The sequence below is a fragment of the Aquabacterium sp. genome, from assembly GCF_049274795.1.
Lineage (GTDB): Bacteria > Pseudomonadota > Gammaproteobacteria > Burkholderiales > Burkholderiaceae_C > Aquabacterium.
The window spans coordinates 66,101-75,667 of record NZ_JBASTH010000025.1 but is presented as its reverse complement, the minus strand read 5'-3'; the positions used below and the strand labels follow the sequence as shown (position 1 = coordinate 75,667).

Annotated in this window: 7 protein-coding genes, 1 tRNA gene and 2 pseudogenes; 2 read left to right on the top strand and 8 right to left on the bottom strand. The window is 67.3% G+C overall.

Features of this window, described 5'->3' with window-relative positions:
* Positions 1 to 567, top strand: a pseudogene (locus WAQ08_RS03110) (lipopolysaccharide assembly protein LapB); the annotation flags it as partial.
* 33 nt (positions 568 to 600) lie between these two features.
* On the opposite strand, the gene WAQ08_RS03105 reads toward WAQ08_RS03110, so the two are convergent.
* From WAQ08_RS03105 to WAQ08_RS03095, 3 genes are all read right to left on the bottom strand, one after another.
* Complete coding sequence (locus tag WAQ08_RS03105) at positions 601 to 1,149, bottom strand: copper chaperone PCu(A)C (RefSeq protein WP_422189172.1); 549 nt, start codon at positions 1,147 to 1,149, stop codon at positions 601 to 603.
* Positions 1,150 to 1,272: 123 nt separating this feature from the next.
* Positions 1,273 to 2,082 (bottom strand): type I methionyl aminopeptidase, encoded by an 810-nt coding sequence (gene map, locus WAQ08_RS03100; protein WP_422189171.1) that lies wholly within the window; start codon positions 2,080 to 2,082, stop codon positions 1,273 to 1,275.
* Positions 2,083 to 2,103: 21 nt separating this feature from the next.
* Positions 2,104 to 2,799, bottom strand: coding sequence for a TetR/AcrR family transcriptional regulator (locus tag WAQ08_RS03095; protein WP_422189170.1), 696 nt, complete (start codon positions 2,797 to 2,799; stop codon positions 2,104 to 2,106).
* Between the two features lie 151 nt (positions 2,800 to 2,950).
* On the opposite strand from WAQ08_RS03095, the pseudogene WAQ08_RS03090 reads away from it, so the two are divergent.
* Positions 2,951 to 3,982, top strand: a pseudogene (locus tag WAQ08_RS03090) (IS1595 family transposase).
* 232 nt (positions 3,983 to 4,214) lie between these two features.
* Here WAQ08_RS03090 and WAQ08_RS03085 read toward each other — a convergent pair.
* The 5 genes from WAQ08_RS03085 to rsmB all read right to left on the bottom strand — a co-directional run bounded on the left by WAQ08_RS03085 (position 4,215) and on the right by rsmB (position 9,558).
* Positions 4,215 to 4,290, bottom strand: a tRNA-Phe gene (locus tag WAQ08_RS03085).
* Positions 4,291 to 4,353: 63 nt separating this feature from the next.
* Entirely contained in the window at positions 4,354 to 5,214 is an 861-nt protein-coding gene (locus WAQ08_RS03080) for a response regulator (protein WP_422189169.1), read from the bottom strand.
* Between the two features lie 25 nt (positions 5,215 to 5,239).
* On the bottom strand, positions 5,240 to 7,552 hold the full coding sequence (locus WAQ08_RS03075; RefSeq protein WP_422189168.1) for an ATP-binding protein: 2,313 nt from the start codon (positions 7,550 to 7,552) through the stop codon (positions 5,240 to 5,242).
* 12 nt (positions 7,553 to 7,564) lie between these two features.
* The gene (locus tag WAQ08_RS03070; RefSeq protein WP_422189167.1) at positions 7,565 to 8,158 is read right to left on the bottom strand and encodes a DUF4390 domain-containing protein; all 594 of its coding nucleotides are present in this window, start codon (positions 8,156 to 8,158) and stop codon (positions 7,565 to 7,567) included.
* A 2-nt stretch (positions 8,159 to 8,160) separates the two neighbouring features.
* Positions 8,161 to 9,558, bottom strand: a complete 1,398-nt coding sequence (rsmB, locus tag WAQ08_RS03065; protein WP_422189166.1) for a 16S rRNA (cytosine(967)-C(5))-methyltransferase RsmB — start codon at positions 9,556 to 9,558, stop codon at positions 8,161 to 8,163.
* Between the last annotated feature and the right edge of the window lie 9 nt (positions 9,559 to 9,567).

Here is a 9,567-nt window from a genome sequence, read left to right as displayed (position 1 = left end):
GACGAGGCCGACCAGGCCCTGCGCCGCGCCCGCGAAGCGGCCCCGCAGGCCGCACGCCCGCTGGTGCTGGAAGGGCAGCGCCATGCCCGCCGCAGCCAGCCCGCCGACGCTCTGGTGTCCTGGGATGAACTGATGGCCCTGCAACCGCAGGCCTTCACCCTGGTTGCTGGCGATTACGCCAAGGCCGCACAGCAGTGCGGCCAGGCCGACGACGCACGCCACAAACTGCAGACCCTGTACGGGCAATACCCCTCGGTGGATGTGCTGCAGGCCATCAACAGCCTGCAGAGCGACAGCGCCGAGCGCCGCACCCGCCTGCTGAGCCACCTGCAGCACCAGCCCTCGCTGTCGGCCGCCCAGGGCCTGATCCGCGAGCGCCTGGCCACGGGCGTGTCACTGAGCAACCAGGAAATCGAATCCCTGCAGCAGGCCCTGCACACCGCCTCCAAGCCCATGCAGCGCTACCGCTGCGCGGCCTGCGGCTTCGAAGGCCAGCATTACTTCTGGCAATGCCCCGGCTGCCAGGGCTGGGACACCTACCCGCCGCGCCGGCTGGAAGACCAGTGATTTACTGACGGACTGCGGTGTCAGTGCGCATGGTCATGCGCCCGCGGGCGCAGCACTGCGCACCGGCACGGCCACCTTCTGCTCCAGAAGCTTCCCATCCGGGGTCTTGAAACGCAGCACCAGCGGCACGGTGCTGCCAGCCGTCAGCGGGCGCTTGAGCGCCATCAGCATCAGGTGATGCCCACCCGGCTTGAGTTCGACCGTCTGCCCGGCAGGCAGGTCCAGCCCATCGACGGGGCGCATGCGCATCACGTTGCCGTCCATGGTCATCTCGTGCAGTTCGGCCGTGCCGGCCACCGGCGTGGAAAAGCCCACCAGTTGCAGGGCCGCGGTGGGGCTGCGCAGGCTCATGAAGCCGCCGGTGCCGCTCTGGCCCGGCACCGTGGCGCGCACCCAGGCGCCCTGCACATCGACGAACGCGGCGGGCTTGGCCGTCGTAGCCTTGGCGGCAGGGGCATGCGATTCACCCCCGGCATGGTCGTGATCGGCCCTGGCTGGTGCCGTGCACACCGCGGCAGACAGGCCGGCCGCCATCGCGAGCACCCAGGGCTGCACGCGCTTGTTCAGAAGCTTCGGGATCATCGTGGGCTCTCCTCTATCCGGGGTTGTTCGACAGATCAACAGGCCAGGGCTTCATCAAGCACTGGCGTCACCCCGGCAGTCTACCCATCACGGCGACCTGCGGTTCAGCCTTGCATCAACACCTCAAGCCGGCATACCCAGACGGCTGCCACCGGGCCAGGTGAAGATCTCGACGCCGGTGTCCGTCACGCCCACGGTGTGCTCGAACTGGGCCGACAGGGAGTGGTCCTTGGTGACCGTGGTCCAGCCATCGCCCAGCACCTTCACGTCAGGCTTGCCGCCGTTGAGCATGGGCTCGATCGTGAAGATCATACCGGGCTCGAGTAACACGCCCGTGCCGCGCTGGCCGTAGTGCAGCACCTGCGGCGCGTCATGGAATATCTGACCTGTGCCGTGCCCGCAGAAATCGCGCACCGACGAGAACCCGGCCTCGCGCGCCAGCGCCTCGATGACCGCGCCGACATCACCCAGGCGTGCACCGGGTTTGACTTCGGCGATGCCGCGCATCATGGCCGCGTGGGTGGTGTCCACCAGGCGCTGCGCCAGGATGGAGACCTTGCCCACGGTGAAGGTGCGGCTGGAATCACCATGCCAGCCATCGAGCTTGGGCGTGACGTCGATGTTGACGATGTCGCCGGCCTTGAGCACCTTGGCATCGGACGGTATGCCGTGCGTGACCACATGGTTCACCGAGATGCACGAGGCGTGCTTGTAGCCCTTGTAGTCGATGGTGGCCGGGATGGCGCCGGCCTCGCGCATGAAGGCCTCGCACAGGCGGTCGAGCTCGGCCGTGGAGACGCCGGGGCGCACGTGCGGCGCGATGAAGTCGAGCGTGTCGGCGGCCACGCGGCCGGCGCGGCGCATGGCGGCGAAATCGGCTTCGTCGTGCAGAGGAATGGGGCGGCCGGCGTCTTGCTGGGTGGATTGGCGCATGGTGGGCGGTGATATGAAAGGTCAGTGCGGGACGGCGCTTGTCTTGGCATGGGCCAGCACGGGGGAGATGGACGGCAGGGGCGTGGCCATGTGTGCGGGCTCATCCGGCTGCGCCATGGGCATCGACCAGGGGCACAGTGCGACGTGCGAGGTGCGCAGCAGGGCTTCGGCGCCTGCGGGGATCTCGCGGCCCTCGGCCAGGTAGGGCCGTGCCAGCGCCAGCGGGCTGTCGAGCAGGGCGAAGCGCAGCAGGGTGCCCATGGACTGGGCCTGCCCCGCCTCGCTGCTGCCATGGCGCGCGCAGTGCCGCACGACCTGCTCGAAAGCCTGCTCCAGCGCCAGCTGCTCGTCTTCCAGGCGCTGGCGCCAGGGCTCGGCCAGGGCTTCGTCGATGGGCGGGTGATCCTCGCACTGCAGCAGGAAGCGGGCGTGCAAGGGGTGTTCACGGCACCAACCCAGCAAGGCCTGCACAGCCGGCCAGGTGCGGCCCGCCTGCCAGTGCGGCTCGACGGCCTGGCGCAAGCCAGACTTGGCTCGCAGCCAGGCCCGCGCCAGCACCTCGCTGCGTGAACCGAAGCGGTGATACACCGAGCCCATGGGCGCCCCCGCCTTGCTGGCGATGGCGGCCATGGACACAGCGGCCACGCCGCAGATGGCCGCCACCTCAATGGCAGCCTGCACAAAGGTGTCGTCGTTGAATTTGGCGAGTCGGACCATCCAATTAGAATAAATCTTCTAATTGAGAGCGTCAACTCCGTCATGCTTGACCGGGTTGGCAGCAAGGCTTGGGCACCTCGGCGCAGCGCTCGCCAAATACTGTATGCAAATATGGGGTATCCAGTCAGTTCCACAGGGTTAATATTACTGGATGGATATCCAGATACTAACGCCGCAAGCCGGGCAGGACTACCCCACCAACTGGAACCAGTTCTTGGACTGGTTTGGCAGCGAGGAAGCGTGCCTGCGGTATCTGGAGAAGCTTCGCTGGCCCCTAGGGTTCGCCTGTCCAAGCTGCGGTGAACTGGGCGATGCGTATACCGCAGCAGCCGAGGCCGATTGGTCTGCCGGGGTTGCGCCTTCCAGGCCTCGGTGACCGCCGGGACAATCTTCGACAAGACCAGAACGCCGCTGCGGGTGTGGCTTGCCGGCGCCTGGTACGTGACCAACCAGAAGCACGGTGCCAATGCACTGGGGCTGCAACGAGTGCTGGGGCTGGGCAGTTACCAGACGGCGTGGGCGATGCTGCATCGCTTTCGCCAAGCGATGGTCCGACCTGATCGCGACAAGTTCAAGGGCTTGGTAGAGATCGATGAGACCTATCTGGCCATCACTGATAAGCAGGCTCCACTAACAGCCAAGAAGCGCAAGAGCCGCACGGACAAGGTGTTTGCGGCCATCGCCGTCGAAGTGATCGAGCCCAGGGGATTTGGTCGCATACGCCTGAAGTACATCGCCGACGACTCGGCCGGCAACGTCATCCCCTTCATCCAGGACAGCGTGTTGCCTGGCTCTGTCGTGCGCACAGACGGATCGACCGCCTATCGTTCGCTGACGGCATTGGGCTACGAGCATCAGCACGGTCATGCTGGGCGCAGAACAGCCGGCGCATGTTTCCATGGCTGGTGTCCACCGCGTGGCGGCACTGCTTCAGCGTTGGATCCTGGGCACCCATCACGGAGCAGTCCAGCCGGTACACCTGGATGTCGACCTCAATGAGTTCGTGTTCCGCTTTAATCAGCACACGTCCAGTTCTCGCGGGCTGCTGTTTTATCGCCTGCTGCAACAGGCCATGCAGACCAGCCCTTACACCTACGACAACATCGTCAAGACTTCGCCCAAACCGGCTGGGAAGGCGCAAATTACTGGATGGACGCCCAGTATATTTTGTCTATGGAGCTAACTGGATACCCCATATTTGTAAACAGTACTGTACGTCCGGCTATGCCTTCTGTCATCTACTTCCCCCTCAACTTGGTGCAAAGGCTGGGCAGGCTAGTAGGTCGCTTGCCGAAAGTCGCGACAACCTTCTTGAGGCCAGCCTACCATCTTGTCAAGTCAGTTTGTAGAAATCTGGTCCGAATTGTAGAAAAGCCCCGAACGGCGAACCGTGCGGGGCTTTTCTATGAAAACTGTGGTGGCCTGGGGCGGAATCGAACCACCGACACGCGGATTTTCAATCCGCTGCTCTACCAACTGAGCTACCAGGCCATCGACCCTTTGACTAACAACTCAATCAGCTGAGCTGCGATCTCGGGAAACCAAGAGTATATATCAATTTGCGACCGCTTTGCGGTTGCGGCTCAGATCGACGCCCAATTGTTTGAGCTTGCGGTACAGGTGCGTGCGCTCCAGGCCGGTCTTCTCGGCCACGCGCGTCATGCTGCCGCCTTCACGGGCCAGGTGGAACTCGAAGTAGGCGCGCTCGAAATCATCGCGGGCTTCGCGCAGCGGGCGGTCCAGTTCGAACAACTGCTCGTGCGACAGGCCGCCAGACATCACGCCGTGGCCGCCGCCATGCGAGCCGTGCAGGCCATGTGCGGGCTGGTGGCCGTGCATCAGGGGCTGGCCGCCGATGACGTCGCTGCTGCGCAGGGGCACGACATGGCCGGCCGGCGCGCTCTGGTGGTAAGACGGGGCGGCGGTGATGGGCGTGACGCTGGCCAAGTGCGGCGTGCCGTGCAGGCCGGGTGTGCCGCCTGACAGGCCAGGCATGCCGGCCATGCCGGTCATACCCACGGGGCGCGACAGCGGTGCGGGCGTGGCAGGGGCCGGCTTGGCCAGGCCTTGCTCGACGGCGCGCAGCAGCTTCTGCATGGTGATGGGCTTTTCCAGGAAGGCCTGGGCGCCGACCTTGGTGGCCTCGACGGCGGTGTCGATGGTGCCGTGGCCCGACATCATGATCACGGGCATCGTCAGTTGGCCGTTGGCGCCCCATTCCTTGAGCAGGGTGACGCCGTCCACATCGGGCATCCAGATGTCCAGCAGCACCAGATCGGGCCGGCACTGCTCGCGCATGGTGCGTGCCTGAGCGGCGTTTTCCGCCAGTTCGACGGAGTGACCTTCATCGGTCAGGATGTCCGACAGCAGCGCCCGGATGCCAAGTTCGTCGTCAACTACAAGAATGGTGGCCATGAATTTTGTGTCTCTGTGGTGCGCGCTACACGCCTGGAGGTGCCGCCACGGGAGTATGGGATGACAGCTTTGAAAATGATAGCGAAACTTGTGCCCCTCTCAAACCTTCGGGCGTTGAGGGATTGCCTGGGGCATCCAGGTTTCGCAGCCGCACGGTGGCGTCGTGTTCGTCGGCGATCTTCTTGACCACGGCCAGACCCAGGCCTGTGCCATGTGCTTTGGTGGTGACGTAGGGTTCGAACGCCCTTTTGAGCACCTGTTCGGGAAAACCGGGGCCGTTGTCTCGGATCACGAGCCGGACGGTGGGGGAGTGCCCCGGCATGTTCTGCCGTACTTCGGTGAGCAGTTCGACCCGTTCGGCTCGGGCGTCGCCACTAACGTTCATCTGTACGGCATCAAGCGCATTTTGCACCAGGTTGTGCACCACCTGCCTCAGCAGAGTCGCGTCGCCCAGGATGCGGGGCAGATCCGGGGCCAGTTGAACGCTGAGCAGGCCGGTTTCCACGGCCTGTCCGTACAGGGCCAGCACGTCACCCACCAGGGCGTTCAGATCGAGCGGTGCCAGGCGTGAGGTGGGCAGGCGGGCGAAGTCGCGGAACTCGTTGATCAGGGTCTTGAGCGCCTGCACCTGCGTGACGATGGTGGTGACCGAGCGATTGAGCAGTTGCTGGCCGGGCTCGTCCAGCTTGGCCTCGAGCTTCATCTGCAGGCGCTCGGCCGAGAGCTGGATGGGCGTGAGCGGGTTCTTGATCTCGTGGGCCACGCGGCGGGCCACCTCGCCCCAGGCCTTGGAGCGCTGGGCCGAGACCAGCTCGCTGATGTCGTCGAACACGATCAGGCGGGCTTCGGCGGGCAGGTCGGCGCCACGCACCAGCAGGGTCTGGGCGGCGGCCTTCGGGTCTTCGGGGTTGTTGGCGGCGATGTCGGCCAGCGGGCGCTCGAAGGATTCCTGCCATTGCTGGCGCTCGCCGGGCTCGGGCTCGGCGGCGTAGGAGGCGAAGCGCTCGTCGATGGCCACGGCGAAGGCCTGCAGGCCGGGGACGTTGTTGAGCGGCTGGCCGCGGTGGGCCGACAGGGGCGCGCGCAGGATGCGGGTGGCGCCAGGGTTGACGGTGTCGATCAGGCCATGGCGGTCGAACACGATCACGCCGGAGGTGAGGTTGTCCAGGATGGTCTGCACATGCACGTAGGCGCTGTCGAGCTGCAGGGCGCTGATCTCGGCCTGGGTGCGGGCGTCCGCCAATTGCTGGGTCATCGCGGCGAAGTCGCGCGTCAGGCCGCCCAGTTCGTCCTTGGATTCGAAGATGGGCTTGGGGCTGAGGTCGCCGCCGGCCACGTCGCGCACGCCTTCGGCCAGCAGCAGCAGCGGGCGGGCCAACTGCTGGCCCAGGATGGCGACCAGCAGCATGGCGCCGAACACGGCCAGCACCAGCGACAGGGTCAGCGTGCCGATGTACATGCGGCGCAGGCCCTCGCGGCCCAGCGAGCGCTGCTGGTACTCGCGGTAGGCGTTCTGCACATCGAGCGCATTGCGCACCAACTCGGCGGGCAGGCGCTGCTGCACCATCAGGAAGTGCCCGCGGCCCTGCAGGCTGAAGCTGCGGTCGGGCATCCAGGCCAGCGCGATCACGCGCGGGGTGTCGCCCTCGTCCAGCCCGTCGATCAGGGAGATCACACCCTTGCTGCGTGCGTCCTGGCGCCAGTTGCTGTTGACGCGCTGGGTGCGCAACTGGGTGGCCGTGTCGCCTCCGACGCGGGTTTCGACCACGCCCGATTCGCTGACCAGGGCGATGGATTCGGCGCCGAGCTGTTCGCGCAGGCGTTCGAGTTCGAGCAACTGAGGGGCGGAATCGACAAGGCGCTGGCCGGGCAGGATGGACATGCGCTCGGCGGCCAGCCGGGTCTTGCTGCCCAGGTCGTCGCTCAGGTTGTCCAGCGTGTTGCGGCCCAGGTTGAGGCCGGCATCGAGTGCGCCTTCCACGCGCACGTCGAACCAGGTCTCGATGCTGCGGGAGACGAACTGGTAGGACACGCCGTAGATCAGCAGGCCCGGCACCAGGGCCACCAGCGCGAAGATGCTGGCCAGCTTGAGCAGCAGCTGACTGCCGAACTTGCCGCGCCGGATGCGCAGCGCCAGGCGGCCCAGGGCCAGCACAATGACCAGGCCCAGCAGCGAGGCGATGACCACGTTCGTGTAGAACAGCCAGACGAACATGGGCTCATAACGCTCGCGGTTCTGCGTGGCGAACACGAGCATGAAGGCCAGCACGAGGCCGGCCCCCAGCATGGCCAGGCCGGCGACGATCCAGGCCCAGCGGTTGGCCTTGATGGTGCTCATCTCTTCACGGGGTCATCGGGTGGCGGGGATGTCCAGTCGGCGTTGCACGGACAGCGTCCATTCGTTCTGATCGCTCAGGCCGATCTGCAGCGGGCGGGGCAGTTCGTTGCGGTCCAGCTCGAAGCTGAACTCGACGTAGTGGCTGCGGTCGTCGGCCGCGATGTTGCCATCCATGATGCGCCAGCGGCTGCTGCGCTGCAGCACGCCCAGGGCCTCGCTGAGGCTGCCGTAGTGCTGGCTCAGGCCGTCGAAGCTGACGCGCCAGCGGCGTGTGAGCGGCTGGTAGGCCAAGCGCCAGCGGCGTTCGGCCACGGCGCGGGACTTGTCGCTCCAGTACCAGCGTTCGCGCAGCACCTCGGCGCGGGCCACGAACACGACGGCCACGCCCTTGTAGAGCGCGTCTTCCACGTCACGGGGCAGGTCGAAGTGCACGTCGTAGCTCAGCACGACGCCGTCATCGGCGCGGTGCACCTGCAACTGGGCGAGTTCGACCTGGGGTTTGCTGCTGCCGCCACCGATCTGTGCCCAGGTGCTGCCCGCCATGGCGGCTGCGGCCACGAAGGTGGCTGCACGCTGCAGAACGGCGCGGCGGCTGGAGTCGGGCATGGTCAGCGGGTGGCTGGCTTGCGCAGCAAGGCGTAATAGAAGCCGTCTCCCGGGTCGCGGGGGCCGGCTGACTCGGCGGGGCTGCCCCCCGAGGGGCCCCCTTCGGGGTATTCGACCACAGGCAGCAGGTGGCCTGGGGCGGGCAGGCGGCTGGCCCCGGGCTGGCGTTGCAAAAATGCGTCGATGCGCTGCCCGCCCTCCTGCTTGAAGAGGGAGCAGGTGCAGTAAAGCAGGTGGCCGCCGGGGGCCAGCAGGGGCCACAGGGCGTCGAGCAGGCGGTCCTGCGTGTCGGCCAGGGCGGGAATATCGGTCGGGCGGCGCAGCCAGCGGGCGTCGGGGTGGCGGCGCACGATGCCGGAGCCGCTGCAGGGGGCGTCCAGCACGATCGCATCGAAGGGGCGGCCGTCCCACCAGGCGGCGGTGTCGGCTGCATCGGCGGCGCGGGTGGTGGCCCGCGTGGTGGCGGGCAGGCGCAGGCGCTGCAGGGTCTCGTCGACGCGCTGGAGGCGCTTGGCGTCGGCATCCAGGGCCAGCAGGTCCAGGTCGGCGGCTTCGAGCAGGTGGGCGGTCTTGCCGCCGGGGGCGCTGCAGGCGTCCAGCACGCGGGTGCCGGGGCGCAGGCTGGGGCCCAGGGCCTGCAGCAGCAGGCCGGCCGCGCGCTGGGCGGAGGTGTCCTGCACGGAGACGTCGCCCAGGTCGAAGCCGGGCAATTGGTGCACGGGCACGGGCTGGCTCAGCAGCAGGCCGTCATCCAGCACGGGGGTGGCGTCCAGCCCGGTGGCGCGCAGGCGGGCCAGGTAGGCGTCGCGGCTGCCATGGCGGCGGTTGACGCGCAGCACCAGGGGGCCGGGCTGCTGGTTGGTCTGCAGCAGGGCTTGCCAGTGATCGGGCCAATCCTTCTGCAGCTGGGCGATCCACCAGCGCGGGTGGTTCCAGCGGGCTTCATCGTCCTGCTCGGCCTGGGCCAACAACGGGTCGCGTTCACGCAGGAAGCGGCGCAGCACGGCGTTGACCAGGCCGGATGCTGGTCTGGCGCGACGCTTGGCGGCGTCGACGGCCTGATCGACCAGGGTGTGGGCGCTGTACTCGGTGCCGCAGGCCAGGGCCAGGGCGGACAGCAGCAGGCCATCGACCCAGGGTGCGGGCGCCTTGGGCACGAGCAGGGCGCGCAGGCGGCGGGCCAGACCCAGGCGACGCATCACCGCGAAGCTCAGGGCCTGTGTGCCGGGGCGCAGGGCCGGGGGGCAGGCGTCCAGCGCCTCGGTGAGCGAGCGCCCGCCTTGCACCGCGGCCACCGCGTCGGCGCAGTGGGTGAGCAGGCGCCACAGCGGTGGCGCACCGGCGGGAGCAGGGCTTGAATCCCGCGATGCGGGATTGCGGGAGCGAGACGACGCAGACATGGCGCGCAG